The 15480-nt window shown below is 60.8% G+C and carries 13 protein-coding genes; all 13 read right to left on the bottom strand.

Translation table 11 applies throughout. The features are described 5' to 3' along the window. Positions 1-58: 58 nt before the first annotated feature. Positions 59-979, bottom strand: a complete 921-nt coding sequence (locus AC07V0_RS05400; RefSeq protein WP_495019483.1) for an alpha/beta hydrolase — start codon at positions 977-979, stop codon at positions 59-61. Between the two features lie 50 nt (positions 980-1029). Beyond that, on the bottom strand, positions 1030-1977 hold the full coding sequence (locus AC07V0_RS05405; protein ID WP_495019484.1) for a choline ABC transporter substrate-binding protein: 948 nt from the start codon (positions 1975-1977) through the stop codon (positions 1030-1032). Positions 1978-2304: 327 nt separating this feature from the next. After that, on the bottom strand, positions 2305-3108 hold the full coding sequence (gene hutG / locus AC07V0_RS05410; RefSeq protein WP_018929176.1) for an N-formylglutamate deformylase: 804 nt from the start codon (positions 3106-3108) through the stop codon (positions 2305-2307). 10 nt (positions 3109-3118) lie between these two features. After that, positions 3119-4324, bottom strand: a complete 1206-nt coding sequence (gene hutI, locus AC07V0_RS05415) for an imidazolonepropionase (RefSeq protein ID WP_495019485.1) — start codon at positions 4322-4324, stop codon at positions 3119-3121. Between the two features lie 17 nt (positions 4325-4341). Then, positions 4342-5751, bottom strand: coding sequence for an amino acid permease (locus tag AC07V0_RS05420; protein WP_018929178.1), 1410 nt, complete (start codon positions 5749-5751; stop codon positions 4342-4344). An 82-nt stretch (positions 5752-5833) separates the two neighbouring features. Beyond that, a complete protein-coding gene (gene hutH / locus AC07V0_RS05425; RefSeq protein ID WP_018929179.1) occupies positions 5834-7372 on the bottom strand; it encodes a histidine ammonia-lyase in 1539 nt (512 codons plus the stop codon). 113 nt (positions 7373-7485) lie between these two features. Continuing rightward, positions 7486-9009, bottom strand: coding sequence for a histidine ammonia-lyase (hutH, locus tag AC07V0_RS05430; protein WP_018929180.1), 1524 nt, complete (start codon positions 9007-9009; stop codon positions 7486-7488). A 144-nt stretch (positions 9010-9153) separates the two neighbouring features. Further along, positions 9154-9984 carry a quaternary amine ABC transporter ATP-binding protein gene (locus AC07V0_RS05435; protein WP_018929181.1) on the bottom strand — a complete coding sequence of 277 codons (831 nt, stop codon included), beginning with the start codon at positions 9982-9984 and terminating at the stop codon, positions 9154-9156. Continuing rightward, positions 9981-10832: an ABC transporter permease gene (locus tag AC07V0_RS05440; protein WP_018929182.1), complete on the bottom strand. Its 852-nt coding sequence runs from the start codon at positions 10830-10832 to the stop codon at positions 9981-9983. The genes AC07V0_RS05435 and AC07V0_RS05440 overlap by 4 nt, the downstream gene beginning before the upstream one ends. A gap of 70 nt (positions 10833-10902) precedes the next feature. Continuing rightward, complete coding sequence (locus AC07V0_RS05445) at positions 10903-11871, bottom strand: ABC transporter substrate-binding protein (protein ID WP_018929183.1); 969 nt, start codon at positions 11869-11871, stop codon at positions 10903-10905. A gap of 170 nt (positions 11872-12041) precedes the next feature. After that, complete coding sequence (gene hutU / locus AC07V0_RS05450) at positions 12042-13724, bottom strand: urocanate hydratase (protein ID WP_018929184.1); 1683 nt, start codon at positions 13722-13724, stop codon at positions 12042-12044. A gap of 450 nt (positions 13725-14174) precedes the next feature. Then, entirely contained in the window at positions 14175-14744 is a 570-nt protein-coding gene (locus AC07V0_RS05455; RefSeq protein ID WP_495019486.1) for a HutD/Ves family protein, read from the bottom strand. A gap of 12 nt (positions 14745-14756) precedes the next feature. Next, positions 14757-15467, bottom strand: coding sequence for a histidine utilization transcriptional repressor HutC (gene hutC, locus AC07V0_RS05460; protein ID WP_161793960.1), 711 nt, complete (start codon positions 15465-15467; stop codon positions 14757-14759). Positions 15468-15480: the final 13 nt, after the last annotated feature.

Here is a 15480-nt window from a genome sequence, read left to right on the forward strand (position 1 = left end):
CCGGCATCATAAACCCGAATTACTTCAATGAGCATGCCCCTTGCAGCGTCAGCGCTTGTCAGCCCGTCTTGTCAGCCAAATAGCCGAGCAGGGTTTCATAGAGTCGGTCGACCTCGGCAACCTGCCCCCGCGCCCGCAAGCACCCGTGAACCAGCCCCTGACCGTAATAAAGCATTGCGCTCACGCCGGCGGCGTTGAGTCGCCCGGCGTAAAGCACGCCGTCATCGCGTAGCGGATCGAACTGCGCCACAGCGATCAGCGCCGGCGGCAGGCCGCTGAAGTCGGCGGCGAGCAAGGGCATCGCATAGGCCGTTGGCTGACGGATACCACCCAAGTACAGCGTGTGATAACAATCCAGATCGCTGCTGCTGAGCAATGGCGCGTCGGCGCATTCGCCGCGTGATGGCAACCGGTGATCACCGCCCAGGCCCGGATAGATCAGCACCTGCGCACAAGGCGCCGGTTCGCCGGCATCGCGCAAGGCCAGACACAGCGCAGCGGCAAGGTTGCCGCCAGCGCTGTCGCCGGCCACCAGCGTCCGCGCCGGGTCGAGCTGAAACGGCCCCGTGCGCAACGCACGCCAGACACTCAGGCAGTCATCGAACGCCGCTGGAAACGGATGCTCCGGCGCCAGCCGATAATCGACGGCGATCACCAACACACCGAGCACCGATGCCAGTTCGGCGCAGATGAAGTCGTGGGAGTCCAGATCCCCCACCACCCAACCGCCGCCATGCAGATACACAATGCAGGGCCAACCGTTGGTCGGCGGCGGAACCGGTGGTTGCCAGGCGCGCACCGCCACTCCCGCCAACTCGACATCGACAACCTCAAGCCCCGCCGGATGCGGCGGGGTAAATGCCCGGCACATCTCGCTGTAGGCCTGACGCATGCCGGTGAGGCTGTTGTCGGTGCTGTTGAAGCTGAGGGTTTTCTCGACGAAAGCCGCCATCTGTTCAGAGAGTGGATAACAAGCCATGGACTACAGCCAGTCAGTTCGAAGTTTTTGATTGATAACCTTTGCCGCGGTCAATTTTTGAGACTGGCCTGAACGGTTGCCACCCCTTCCTTGCCATCGAAACTGCTGACACCCGCCAGCCAGCGCTGAAGGTCTTCGGGATGATCACGCAGCCACTGTTTGGCGACATCCTGCGGCGTCTTGCGCTCCATGATCGGCACCATCAACTGGCTTTCCTGGGCAGCGGTGAAGGTCAGGTTTTCCAATAGACGGTTCACGTTCGGGCAACGCTCGGCATAGTCCGGCGCGGTCACGGTGGAAACGGTCGCCGCGCCTTCGTTCGGGCCATAGACGTCTTCGCTGCCGGTCAGGTAGGCGATGTTCATGTTGATGTTCATCGGATGCGGGGTCCAGCCGATGAACACCACGAACTCCTTGCGATTGACCGCCCGCTGCACGGCGGCGAGCATCCCGGCCTCACCGGACTCGATCAGCTTGAAGTCCTTCAAACCGAAGCGGTTGGTCTCGATCATGGTTTTGATGGTGGTGTTGGCGCCGCTGCCTGGCTCGATGCCGTAAATCTTGCCGCCCAACTGATCCTTGAACCTGGCGATGTCAGCGAAGGTTTTCAGGCCGGCGGCAGCGACGTAATCAGGTACGGCGAGCGTTGCCTGGGCGTCGGCCAGGCTCGGTTTGTCCATGACCTTCACTTGATTGGCAGCGACGAACGGGGCGATGTTCTTGTCCATCGCCGGTTTCCAGTAACCGAGGAAGATATCGAGGCGTTTGTCGCGGATGCCGGCGAAGATGATTTGCTGCACGGCGCTGGTTTGCTTGCTTTCATAGCCAAGGCCATTGAGCAGCACATCGGCCATGCCGCTGGTGGCAATGACGTCGGTCCAGTTGACCACGCCCATGCGCACGGTCTTGCAGGAAGCGGGGTCGTTGGCGAAAACGCTGGTGCTCAGAAGAGCAGTGCCGGTGAGGATTAACAGACAGCGGTTGAACAGTCGTTTCATCGGGAAGGCTCGCTCGGCAGCAGATTATTGTGGGCCCGGTGTCTTTGTGCACCGTGCCCACAACGTTACGCAGCGCCGAGTCGGCAAAAGTGACCTGTGGCGACCGTGTTTTGCACGGTGGCGACTGTCCTGATGCGTTACCAAGGCGAACACTAATCTGTGGCGAGGGAGCTTGCTCCCGCTGGTTTGCGAAGCTGCCCCCAAACCATTCAACCGAGTTTCATCAGATACGCCCGACCAACAGGGTTTACGACGGCTTCGCCGCCGAGCGGGACGGTGCGGCGATCCGACAAGCTCCCTCGCCACAAAGGCCCGTTCGCCACAGGGTTACGCGCTGTAATGCTTTTCGCCCCACGCCAACAGCCCTTGCAGCAATTCCCGGAGCACCACTTGCGTCGGCTCGGCCAAATCCGGGCGATAACGGAACGGCTGGAACTCTTCCATATACGTACACTGGCCCAACTCCAGTTGCACGGCATGAATGTTCTCGGCCGGATTGCCATAATGCCGGGTGATGTGACCGCCCTTGAAGCGACCGTTCAGCACATGGCTGTAATCGGTGTGCTTCGCGCAGATCGCTTCCAGCTGTGTGGCCAACTGTGGATCGCAGCTGGCGCCGTTGAAAGTGCCGAGGTTGAAGTCCGGCAGCTTGCCGTCGAACAGGTGCGGGATCACCGAGCGGATTGAGTGCGCGTCGAACAGCAGCGCGTAGCCGAACTCGGCTTTCAGCCGCGCCAGTTCTTCCTGCAAGGTGCGGTGGTACGGCGTCCAGATCTGCTCCAGATACGTCGCCCGTTCCGCAGCCGACGGCTCCAGCCCTTCGCGGAACAACGGCACGCCATCGAACAGCGTCGCCGGATACAGACCGGTGGTGGCGCCGACATATAAAGGCTTGTCGTCGGACGGCCGGTTCAGGTCGATGACAAACCGCGAGTACTCGGCCGCCAGGGTGCTGGCGCCCAGTTCGGCAGCGAACTCATAAAGCCGTGGAATGTGCCAGTCAGTGTCCGGCAGGCTTTTCGCGTCGGGGATCAACCCCGCTTCCACCGTCGGGGTCAGGCGCAGGCCGGCGTGGGGCATGCTGATCAGCAGTGGCACGCGGCCTTGTTTGAAGTTCAGAACCTTATCCACAACTGCTCTCCTAAACGCTTGTTTCAACGCCGTGACGCACGACGCGTTTTTCCAGGTCGCCGCCCAGCCAGTACGACAGGTCGGCCGGACGATCGATTTGCCAGGCGACGAAGTCTGCGACCTTGCCGGCTTCCAGCGAACCGTGGGTTTGGCCCATGCCCAAGGCGGTGGCGGCATGAATAGTCGCGCCCGCCAGCGCCTCTTCCGGAGTCATGCGGAAGCAGGTGCAGGCCATGTTCAGCATCAAGCGCAACGACAACGCCGGCGAAGTGCCCGGGTTAAGGTCGCTGGCAATGGCGATTTTCACCCCGTGTTTGCGCAGGGCTTCCATCGGCGGCAATTGGGTTTCCCGCAAGAAGTAAAACGCGCCGGGCAGCAATACCGCGACGGTGCCGGACTTGGCCATGGCGATGGCGTCGTCTTCGGTCATGAATTCCAGATGATCGGCGGACAATGCGTGGTAACGCGCCGCCAGGCTCGAACCGTGCAGCGATGACAATTGCTCGGCGTGCAGCTTCACCGGTAAGCCGAGGTTCTGCGCGGCGACGAACACCCGCTCGACCTGCTCTGGCGAAAACGCCAGGTATTCACAGAAAGCGTCTACCGCATCCACCAGCCCTTCGGCCGCCAGGGCCGGGAGCATTTCGCTGCAGATGTGATCGATGTAGGCGTCGGCGCGGTCGGTGTATTCCGGCGGCAAGGCGTGAGCCGCCAGGCACGTGCTGCGCACGCTAACGGGTAGCTCGGCGCCGAGACGACGGATCACCCGCAGGATCTTGCGTTCGCTGGCCAGGTCCAGGCCGTAGCCGGATTTCATTTCGACGGTGGTCACGCCATCACGCATCAGGCTTTTCAGACGCTTGGCGGCGCTGGCGAACAGTTCGTCTTCACTGGCGGCGCGGGTGGCGCGCACGGTGCTGGCAATGCCGCCGCCGGCAGCCGCGATTTCCGCGTAGCTGACGCCTTGCAGGCGCTGCTCGAATTCGCCGCTGCGGTTGCCGCCGAATACCGTATGGGTGTGGCAGTCGATCAGGCCCGGGGTGACCCAGGCCCCGCTCAAGTCATTGACCGCCGGGTACTCGCCGGCCGGCAGTTCGGCGCGTGGGCCGATCCACTCAATGTGCGCACCGGACGTCACGATGGCCGCATCCTCGATGATTGAGTAGACGCCTTGCGCCATGGTTGCGACGTGGCAGTGTTGCCAGAGCGTTTTCATCCTTGGCCTCCGTTAGGTTATCGATGAGAAAAAATGGGTTCCTGTTCCACCGGTACCGCCTTGCCTGCCGCCGGTTTGACCCACGTCAGGTAGGCCAGCACCAGCAACACAATCCAGACCACGCCGACGATCAACGCCGCCTGGGTATCCGGGAAATAGCCCAGCACGCCGAAGATGAACAGCATGAAGGCAATCGCCGCCATCGGCGCATAGGGCCAGAACGGCACCGGGAATTTCAATTGTGCGACCTGCTCGGCACTCATGGAGCGACGCATGGCCACCTGGGTGAACAGAATCATCAGCCAGACCCACACCGTGGCAAAGGTCGCGATGGAGGCGATCAGCAGAAACACGTTTTCCGGGATCAGGTAGTTCAGCAACACACCCAGCAGCAGCGCGCAGCTCATCACCATCACCGTCAGCCACGGCACGCCATTGCGCGACAAGCGAGCGAAGCCTTTCGGTGCGTGCCCTTGCTGAGCCAGGCCATACATCATGCGGCCCGCGCCGAAGATGTCACTGTTGATGGCCGACACCGCCGCCGAGATCACCACGATGTTGAGGATGGTCGCCGCCGAGCTGATCCCAAGGTTGTCGAAAATCTGCACGAACGGGCTGCCTTGGCTGCCGATCTGCTGCCACGGGAAGATCGACATCAGCACCAGCATCGTCAGCACGTAGAACAGCAGGATTCGCAACGGTACGGCATTGATCGCGCGAGGCAGCACATGCTGCGGGTCTTTGGCTTCACCGGCGGTAACGCCGATGATTTCAATACCGCCAAAGGCAAACATCACCACCGCAAACGAGGCGATCAAGCCGCCCACGCCATTGGGCATGAAGCCGCCCTGGGTCCAGAGGTTGCTGATATCGGTCGCCTGGGCACCGGGCGCATTGCTGATGCCGAACAGCATGATGCCGAAACCACCGAGGATCATCGCGACGATGGCCGCGACCTTGAGCAGCGACAACCAGAACTCCATTTCGCCGAAGACTTTGACGTTGCACAGGTTCAAGCCGCCGACCACCGAAACGATGCCCAGCACCCAGATCCAGCGGGAGACTTCCGGAAACCAGAACCCCATGTAAATGCCGAATGCGGTCACGTCGGCCATACCGACGATGACCATTTCAAATGCGTAGGTCCAACCGAGGATAAAGCCCGCCATTGGCCCCAGATAGGTGCTGGCGTACTGGCCGAAAGAACCGGCCACCGGGTTATGCACCGCCATCTCGCCAAGGGCGCGCATGACCATGAACACCGCCGCGCCACCGATCAGGTAAGCGAGCAGGACCGCGGGGCCGGCCATTTGAATGGCCGAGGCAGAACCGTAAAACAGCCCGGTGCCGATCGCCGACCCCAGTGCCATGAAGCGAATATGTCGGGCAGAGAGCCCGCGTTTCAAACCTTTTGCTGGCTGTTGCATCTCTCGTCCTTAATTATTCTTATTCGACGCTAAATGATCGTTCCCACGCTCCGCGTGGGAACGATCATCAGGGAAGGAGCTATTACAGGCTAGGCAGCAACTTCGCCGTCACCAGGCCATTCAGGCAACGCGTCGCCAACAACTCACTGGCCGCATTGATGTCCGGCGCAAAGAAGCGGTCCTTCTCGTAGAACGGCACTTCAGCACGCAGGATCGCACGGGCTTTTTCCAGTTTTGGCGAGGTTTTCAGACCGTCGCGCAGATCCAGCCCCTGGGCCGCCGCCAACCATTCCACCGCGAGAATCCCGCGAGTGTTCTCGGCCATTTCCCACAGACGCTTGCCGGCAGCCGGCGCCATGGACACGTGGTCTTCCTGGTTGGCGGAAGTCGGCAGGCTGTCCACCGAATGCGGATGGGACAGCGCCTTGTTCTCGCTGGCCAGTGCCGCAGCCGTTACTTGAGCGATCATGAAGCCGGAGTTCACGCCGCCATTGGCCACCAGGAACGGCGGCAGTTGCGACATGTGCTTGTCCATCATCAGCGAGATGCGGCGTTCACTCAGGGAGCCGATTTCGGCAATGGCCAGGGCCATGTTGTCGGCAGCCATGGCCACCGGCTCGGCGTGGAAATTACCGCCGGAGATCACGTCGCCTTCAGCGGCGAACACCAATGGGTTGTCCGATACGGCGTTGGCTTCGATGGCAAGCACTTCGGCGGCCTGACGGAACTGGGTCAGGCAGGCGCCCATGACTTGCGGCTGGCAGCGCAGGGAGTACGGATCCTGGACCTTTTCGCAGTTCTGGTGCGAGTCGGACACTTCACTGCGCTCACCCAGCAGATCGCGGTAAGCGGCAGCGGCGTCGATCTGGCCTTTCTGGCCGCGAGCGGCATGAATACGTGCGTCGAATGGCGAGCGCGAGCCCAGTACCGCTTCGACCGTCAGGCCGCCAAGGGCCAGTGCGCCGGCGAACAGATCTTCGCCTTCGAACAGGCCACGCAGGGCGTAGGCGGTGGACACCTGAGTGCCGTTGAGCAGCGCCAGGCCTTCTTTCGCTGCCAGGGTCAGCGGTGTCAGACCGGCGACTTTCAGCGCTTCGGTGGCGGGCAGCCATTCACCTTTGTAACGCGCCTTGCCTTCGCCCAGCAGCACCAGCGACATGTGCGCCAACGGCGCCAAATCGCCGGATGCACCGACCGAACCTTTCAGAGGAATATGCGGGTAAACCTCGGCATTGATCAACGCGATCAGTGCGTCGATCACCTGACGACGAATACCGGAGAAACCACGGCTCAGGCTGTTGACCTTGAGCACCATGACCAGCCGCACCAGGGCGTCGCTGATCGGCTCGCCGACGCCGGCGGCGTGGGACAGCACCAGCGAGCGCTGGAGGTTTTCCAGGTCTTCGCTGGCGATGCGGGTCGAGGCCAGCAGGCCGAAACCGGTGTTGATGCCATACGCGGTGCGGTTCTCGGCGAGGATCTGTTCCACGCAGGCAACGCTGGCTTCGATTTGCGCCGAAGCGCTTTCGTCGAGAGTGATTTTGACCGGTTGCTGATACACATCACGCAGTTGGGCAAGGCTCAGTTGGCCGGGAATCAAATTAAGCGCAGTCACATTCATTCTCCTTTTGAGAGCATTTTTATTAACTAACCAGACGCTCCGGAGATATCCGTTGTCCGTCGCTTCCCGCCTTTTGGAGGGGCCGCGCCTTGGCACGCTGGTGGTTGTGGAAATCAGTTGAGGTTCGGTACAGCCTTGTGCAGCAAAATCGGGTCTTTCAAAACAGCAGCGGCGCTGGCGATGTCTGGCGCCAGCCAGCGGTCCTGGTCGTAGGCCGGAATACGTTCGCGCAGCAGGCGCCACGCGGCATCGGTGCCGGCGCCGAAGCGTTGTTCTTTCAGGAATTCAAAAGCCTGAGCCGCCAACAGGTACTCGATGGCGAGGATCTGTGTGCAGTTTTCCAACGCGCGATGCAGCTTCAGCGCGGCGTTGGTGCCCATGCTCAGGTGGTCTTCCTGCAAGCCCGAAGTGACGTAGTTATCGAGTACCGCCGGCTGCGCCAACTGGCGGTTTTCCGCACACAGCGACGCGGCGACGTATTGCACGATCATCATCCCGGAGTTCACGCCCGGGTTGGCCACCAGAAAGGCCGGCAAACCGCTGACGTGCGGGTTGACCAAGCGGTCCAGGCGACGCTCGGCGATAGAGCCGATTTCGGCCATGGCAATGGCGAGCAAGTCAGCCGCCAAAGCAACTGATTGGCCGTGCGGATTGGCCTGGGACATGACGCGGAAATTGTCGGGCGTGCCCAGCAGCAACGGGTTGTCGGTCGCGGAGTTGAGCTCGGTTTCGATCTGTTTTCTGGCGTGTTCCAGCTGATCGCGGGCAGCGCCATGCACTTGCGGAATCGAGCGGATGCTCAGTGCATCCTGAGTGCGAATGCCTTTGCTGTTGGCGATCACTTCACTGCCGTCGAGCAACGCCCGCAGATTGATACCCACCTGTTGCATGCCCGGATGCGGTTTGAGCGCAATGATCTCGGCATCGAACGCGGCAATCTGACCACGCTGGGCTTCGAAGCTCATGGCGCCGATCACATCGGCCCACTGCACCAGGTTCGTTGCATCGGCCAGGGCCAGGCAGCTGAGGCCGGTCATGCACGGTGTGCCGTTGACCAGGCACAAACCATCTTTGGCACCCAGTTGAACCGGTTGCAGCCCTTCTTCGGCCAAGGCTTGTTGTGCAGAAACGATCTGCCCGCGATAGCTGACATTGCCGACGCCCAGCAGCGCGATACCGATGTGGGCCATGTGGGTCAGATAACCGACCGACCCCTGGGACGGCACCTGCGGAGTGATGCCGCGATTGAGCAGCGCCAGCAATGCTTCGACCACCCGGCGGTGAATGCCGGATTTGCCATGGCTGTAGTTGTGGATCGCGGCGCAGAGGATCGCGCGAGTCTGCTCGTCGGACAGTGGAGCACCGACGCCGCAGGCATGGCTGAGCAAGGTGTTGCGCGACAGCTGGCTGAGTTGTTCATCCTTGAGCGAGACGTTGCACAAGGCGCCCAGGCCGGTGTTGACGCCATAGGCGCGCTCGCCGCTGGCGACGATGCACTGGACGATCGCCTGGGCATTCTCGATCCGCGCCCAGGTTTGGGCCGACAGCTCAAGCTGCGCACCGTGGCGGGCGACCGCGACCACATCCTGCCAACGCAACGGGGCATCGGCGATAACGATTTTTTCAGCCTGGGACATCTAGAGCCTCATACAAAATTCATGGACGTATGACACCTGTGGCGAGGGAGCTTGCTCCCGTTCGACCGCGCAGCGGTCGCAGATTTTCAGGGCCGCTTCACAGCCCAGCGGGAGCAAGCTCCCTCGCCACAAAAACGATCAACCTCAAACCACTGCAGCCCGCCGCTGTACGAACCGGTCCACATACTCATCCGCCGGCGAATGCAGGATCTCTCGTGGCGTGCCGACCTGAATCAGCCGGCCATCCTTGAGAATCGCGATGCGATTGCCGATGCGCACGGCCTCGTCGAGGTCGTGGGTGATGAAGACGATGGTCTTGTGCAGGGTCTTTTGCAGTTCCAGCAACTGGTCCTGCATTTCGGCGCGGATCAGCGGGTCGAGGGCGCTGAAAGCTTCGTCCATCAGGATGATGTCGGTGTCCGCCGCCAGGGCGCGAGCCAGGCCCACACGCTGGCGCATACCGCCGGAAAGCTGATGCGGGTATTTGTTTTCGTAGCCCTTCAGGCCCACGGTGTTGATCCAGTGCAGCGCGCGCTCGGCGCACATCTGCTTGCTCTCGCCACGCACTTTCAGGCCGTAGGCGACGTTATCCAGCACGCTTTTGTGCGGCAGCAGGCCGAAGCTCTGGAACACCATGCTGATCTTGTGCCGGCGAAATTCGCGCAAGGCTTCCATGTCGTATTGCAGGATGTCCACGCCGTCCACCAGGATCGCGCCGCTGGTCGGGTCGATCAGGCGGTTGAAGTGACGCACCAGGGTCGACTTGCCGGAACCCGACAGGCCCATGATCACGAAGATCTCGCCGGTGCCGATGCTCAGCGACAGGTCATTCACGCCGACCACGCAACCGGTTTCGGCCAATACCTGGTCTTTGGTTTTGCCCTGGCTAATCATGGCCAGCGCATCCTTGGAACGGTTGCCGAAAATCTTGAAGACGTTTTTGACTTCGATCTTGCTGATGGCTGCGTTGCTCATTTGCTCACCTCATGCCGTGCACGACCGTACGCCTGTGTAATGCGGTCGATCACCACTGCCAGAATCACGATCGCCAGACCGGCCTCAAGACCACGTCCGACGTTGAGGGTCTGAATCCCCACCAATACGTCTTCACCCAAGCCACGGGCACCGATCATCGAGGCGATCACCACCATCGACAGGGCCATCATGGTGGTCTGGTTGATCCCGGCCATGATGCTTGGCAGGGCCAGCGGCAGTTGCACGCCGAACAGTTGCTGCCAGCGGTTGGCACCGAAGGCGTTGATCGCTTCCATCACTTCACCGTCAACCTGGCGAATACCCAGATCGGTCAGGCGGATCAGCGGCGGCGCAGCGTAAATAACGGTAGCGAAAATCGCCGGGACCTTGCCCAGGCCAAACAGCATCAGCACCGGGATCAGGTACACGAAGCTCGGCATGGTTTGCATGATGTCCAGCAACGGCATCAACACCGAACGCAGGCGATTGCTGCGCGCAGAAAGAATGCCCAACGGAATGCCGATCAGCACCGAGATGACCGTCGCCACCATCATCAGCGCCAGGGTCTGCATCAGCTTGTCCCAGAGACCGACCGCGCCCACCAGGAACAGCAGGCCGACGATGACCGCCGTGGTCACGACTTTGCGGGTCGCGTGCCAGGCCACGCCCGCCACGATCGCCAGCATCAGCCACCAGGGCGCCGCACGCAGCAGCCCTTCAAGATTGACGATGGCCCACAGCAGGGTGTCAGAGATGCTGCGGAACACGTCGCCGTAGTTGGTGACCAGCGTATCGACCCAACCGTTGACCCAGTCGGCGATGGAAAAGGTAAAGCTTTCGGGAAACATAAGAGACTCTCAATCAAGGGGTTGCGATCAAGCATCCGACTGCCGTTGCCGACAGTCGGAGAGGCTCAACCTACAAGGCCGCGTCGATTTTCTTGGCTGCGTCTTCGCTCACCCACGCGTGCCAGACTTCAGGATGTTCCTTCAAGAAGATCTTGGCCAGTTTTGGCGACTCGATCCGCTCTTTGGCCATACGCCCCAGGTTCTGATTCAACAGGTCGATCGGCAGGTTGACCTTTTCCAGCACGGTCACCAGTTCCGGGGCCTGCTCGTGGAAAGTCTTGGAGAGGCCGACCTTGATGGTCACGCGCTTGTCGACACCCGGTTTTTCTTCCAGTTTGACCACGTCGATCTGGCCCATCAGCGGGGTTGGCGACCAGTAGTAGAAAAGGATCGGCTCGCCACGCTTGTAGCTCGACAGCACCGCCGCATCCAGCGCCGGGCCGGTGCCTGGACGGAAGTTGGTGTAGCTGTTTTCCAGGCCGTAGCTTTTCAGCATTTCGCTGTTATCCAGCTCGCAGGTCCAGCCGGCCGGGCAGTTGTAGAAACGCCCTTTGGATGGCTCTTCGGCGTCCTTGAATACCGCGGAATATTTAGCCAGATCGGCAATGTTTTTCAGGTCCGGCGCCTTGGCTTCCAGTTTGCGCTTGGCGTCGCCTTCGATCACGTAGCGCGGCACGTACCAGCCTTCGACGGCACCCACCACCGGAGCGCCGACACCGACGACCTTGCCGGCCTTCTCGGCCTTGTTCCAGACTTCGCTGCGGCCGACCCACTCTTCGGCGAACACTTGGATGTCGTTGCTGCTCAGGGCGTTTTCCATGGTGATGGAGTTGCCCGGCAGGCTGTCGGTCTTGCAGTCGTAGCCTTTCTCCAACACGACTTGCAGCACGTCGGTCAGCAGCATGGCGCTTTCCCAGTTCAGGCCGGCGAATTTCACCGGTTTACCCGATTCGCACCAGCCAGCCGCCTGGGTAGCACCGGCACTGGCCAGCAGGCCCATGGAAAGCAAAGTGGTCAGCAGGGTCTTGTTCGATTTCATTGTGTGACGCTCCTAATCATGAGTTGGCTTACGGCAGTCAAGAGGCATCCAGCCCTGTCCACGTCCAATCAGGCCTGCGCTACGCGCGACCCGCCCCGCTTATTGTTGGGTCTGCAACATCGTGATCTCTGCAGGAGCAGCCGCGACAGCTCCTGCAGTGGTCTTTTCTCTTATTTGCCGGTGATCATCGGCAGGTTCAGCCCCTGTTCCTTGGCGCAGTCGATCGCGATCTGGTAACCCGCATCGGCGTGACGCATGACACCGGTGGCCGGGTCGTTGTGCAGCACGCGAGCGATACGCTCGGCCGCTTCGTCAGTACCGTCGCAGACAATCACCATGCCCGAGTGCTGGGAGAAGCCCATGCCGACGCCGCCGCCGTGGTGCAGGGAAACCCAGGTCGCGCCGCTCGCGGTGTTCAGCAGAGCGTTGAGCAGTGGCCAGTCGGACACGGCGTCGGAACCGTCCTGCATCGATTCGGTTTCGCGGTTCGGGCTGGATACGGAGCCGGAGTCCAGGTGGTCGCGACCGATCACGATTGGCGCGGACAATTCACCGCTACGGACCATTTCGTTGAACGCCAGACCGAGCTTGGCGCGCAGGCCCAGGCCAACCCAGCAGATACGTGCCGGCAGACCCTGGAAGCTGATGCGCTCGCGAGCCATGTCCAGCCAGTTGTGCAGGTGGGCGTCGTCCGGGATCAGTTCTTTGACTTTAGCGTCGGTCTTGTAGATGTCCTGCGGGTCGCCCGACAGCGCAGCCCAACGGAACGGGCCGATGCCACGGCAGAACAGTGGACGGATGTAAGCCGGTACGAAACCCGGGAAGTCGAATGCGTTTTCCACGCCTTCTTCTTGCGCCATCTGACGGATGTTGTTGCCGTAGTCGAAGGTCGGCACGCCCATTTTCTGGAAGTCCAGCATCGCTTTAACGTGCACGGCCATCGATTGCTTGGCGGCTTTGACCACGGCAGCAGGTTCGGTCTTGGCGCGAGCGCGGTATTCGTCCCAGGTCCAGCCGGCCGGCAGGTAGCCGTTGAGCGGGTCGTGGGCGCTGGTCTGGTCGGTGACCATGTCCGGGCGCACGCCACGACGGACCAGTTCCGGGAGGATTTCCGCAGCGTTGCCCAGCAGGGCGATGGAGATCGCCTTGCCTTCGGCGGTGTATTTGGCGATACGGGCCAGGGCGTCGTCGAGGTCTTTGGCTTGCTCGTCGACGTAACGGCTTTTCAGACGGAAATCGATACTCACTTGTTGGCATTCGATGTTCAGCGAGCAAGCGCCGGCCAGGGTTGCAGCCAGAGGCTGAGCGCCGCCCATGCCGCCGAGGCCTGCGGTCAGGACCCAACGACCTTTCAGATCATCGTTGTAATGCTGGCGACCGGCTTCGACGAAGGTTTCGTAGGTGCCTTGAACGATGCCCTGGCTGCCGATGTAGATCCAGCTGCCGGCGGTCATCTGGCCGTACATGGCCAGGCCCTTGGCGTCGAGTTCGTTGAAGTGCTCCCAGTTCGCCCAGTGGGGTACCAGGTTGGAGTTGGCAATCAGAACGCGTGGTGCGTTGCTGTGGGTCTTGAACACGCCGACCGGCTTGCCGGATTGCACCAGCAGGGTCTCGTCGTCGTTCAGGTTGGTCAGGCTTTCGACGATCTTGTCGTAGCATTCCCAGTTACGTGCCGCACGACCGATACCACCGTAAACCACCAGTTCTTTAGGGTTCTCGGCGACTTCCGGGTCGAGGTTGTTCATCAGCATGCGCAGCGGCGCTTCAGTCAGCCAGCTCTTGGCGGTCAGCTTGTTACCGCGGGCAGCACGGATTTCAACGTCACGAAACTTAGTAGGTTTATTCTCAGTCACGAAAAGAACTCCTCAGTAATCAATCCAAACCAACCCAGGTAGTGGGCGAGCAAGCCGATGGGCATCAGTGCACATCAGCGAATCAGTGGACGATGGTTGAGTCTTCGTGACTCATACACATACGTCTTTACTTGTACATACAAGCATATGCAATCAAGCGGCCAACTTGTTGAATGAGCATCCAAGAAAATTTCTTACAGGGCTGGAAAGCGCCTGGATCAAGGGTTCTGGCGTAAATGAAATTTTTCGCGGGGATTTATTCGGGGACGTGCCGGTTGTTACTTGAGCGTGGCTTTGCGCCACGCTGGGGCGTTCGGTAACAAATTGGTGCGCGATGGGGAACGGATTTGCGAGGACGAAAAGCATCGCGGGCAAGCCTCGCGCCCACAAGATTGTCATCGACCTTATGGGAGCGAGGCTTGCCCGCGATAGAGGCGACTCGATATTGGATCAGCGTGCAGTCAGCTCAATGACACAGCACGAACCATTGAGGGCGACGTCCTGCAGACCGACGTTACCGTCCAGTTGCAGGCAATCATGGCGACCGAGTTGCGATGCTTTGTTACCGACCTTCACTTCCAGCGCTTCACTGACACTGAACACCAGCAGAGTCCCGGCGTCACTAAAAAACCGCTGCTTGCCTTCCAGCCACTGCAACCGCGCACTGTAACGATCCGGTGCATAAATCAGGTTGAAGTCGCGAATCGGCCCACCGAGCAATGCGCAGGACACGTGACTCTCGCCATTGAAAGCAAACGGGTCGAGCGGTAACAACGCCCGCGTGTCCTGGCCATCGACGCGCAAGGTCATGCCCTCGCCTTGCAGTACGGTGATCACCCGCTCATAACCGGCAAAGGTGGAAAAACCGCCCGACTCGCCGATGTCGGCAATCGACAGGCGCCAACCAAAACCATCAAGACCCATCCCCGTATCACGGGTGATTTCTTCAGTGCTGCCGCCGCCGTTCTTCCACGGCATGCGCGGGTAATCGGCCGCGCGTAAAACCTTCAACTGACTCATTTATGGCTCTTTTTATTTGTGGAACCGTCCTTCCAGACGATGACGGGAACCGGGGTGGATCAAGCGGGCGGCGGTCACCGGCTGACGGCCGGACCAGGTGCGGCGACGAATCAGCAGGCACGGTTCGCCCTTTTCAATCTGTAGCAGCTTGCATTCGGATGGCTCGGCAAGAATCGCTTCGACCACATGCTCGCCCTCGGTCAACGGCGCGACCTGATTCAGATAGGCGTAAGGCGTTTGCAGGGTGAAGTCTTGCTTGAGGTAGTCCGGCGCCACCAGCGCGTTGACGAAACGGTCTTCGATTTGCACCGGGATATCGTTTTCGAAATGCACGATCAGCGAGTGGAACACCTTCTGGCCTTCGCGCATGTCCAGGGCCAGGGCCCGCTCGGAACCGGCGGCCTCTTCTTCGAGGGTGATCACCTTGCACGTGTGACGATGACCACGGGAGGCGATCTCGTCGGCGATGTTGTGCACTTCAAACAGCGCAGACTGACTTTTCGGCTCGGCGACGAACGTTCCGACGCCTTGCATACGCACCAACAGGCCGTCGGCAGTCATCTCGCGCAGGGCGCGGTTGATGGTCATGCGGCTGAAACCCAGCTGGTTGACCAGTTCGCTTTCCGACGGAACGCGGTAGTGCGGCGGCCAGTTTCCACTGTCGATTTGCTGGGTGATCATCTGTTTTACGCGGGCGTACAAGGGCGCCGGACTGTCGCCCATGTTCGCGGCCAAC

It is taken from the genome of Pseudomonas sp. GW821-FHT01E10 (genome assembly GCF_059422365.1).

Excerpts from the sequence above, each read along its gene's own strand:
- AC07V0_RS05400 (WP_495019483.1), bottom strand. The coding sequence starts at position 979 with ATGGCTTGTTATCCACTCTCTGAACAGATGGCGGCTTTCGTCGAGAAA.
- AC07V0_RS05405 (WP_495019484.1), bottom strand. The coding sequence starts at position 1,977 with ATGAAACGACTGTTCAACCGCTGTCTGTTAATCCTCACCGGCACTGCT.
- hutI (WP_495019485.1), bottom strand. The coding sequence starts at position 4,324 with ATGAAAACGCTCTGGCAACACTGCCACGTCGCAACCATGGCGCAAGGC.
- AC07V0_RS05420 (WP_018929178.1), bottom strand. The coding sequence starts at position 5,751 with ATGCAACAGCCAGCAAAAGGTTTGAAACGCGGGCTCTCTGCCCGACAT.
- hutH (WP_018929179.1), bottom strand. The coding sequence starts at position 7,372 with ATGAATGTGACTGCGCTTAATTTGATTCCCGGCCAACTGAGCCTTGCC.
- hutH (WP_018929180.1), bottom strand. The coding sequence starts at position 9,009 with ATGTCCCAGGCTGAAAAAATCGTTATCGCCGATGCCCCGTTGCGTTGG.
- AC07V0_RS05435 (WP_018929181.1), bottom strand. The coding sequence starts at position 9,984 with ATGAGCAACGCAGCCATCAGCAAGATCGAAGTCAAAAACGTCTTCAAG.
- AC07V0_RS05440 (WP_018929182.1), bottom strand. The coding sequence starts at position 10,832 with ATGTTTCCCGAAAGCTTTACCTTTTCCATCGCCGACTGGGTCAACGGT.
- AC07V0_RS05445 (WP_018929183.1), bottom strand. The coding sequence starts at position 11,871 with ATGAAATCGAACAAGACCCTGCTGACCACTTTGCTTTCCATGGGCCTG.
- AC07V0_RS05455 (WP_495019486.1), bottom strand. The coding sequence starts at position 14,744 with ATGAGTCAGTTGAAGGTTTTACGCGCGGCCGATTACCCGCGCATGCCG.
- hutC (WP_161793960.1), bottom strand. The coding sequence starts at position 15,467 with ATGGGCGACAGTCCGGCGCCCTTGTACGCCCGCGTAAAACAGATGATC.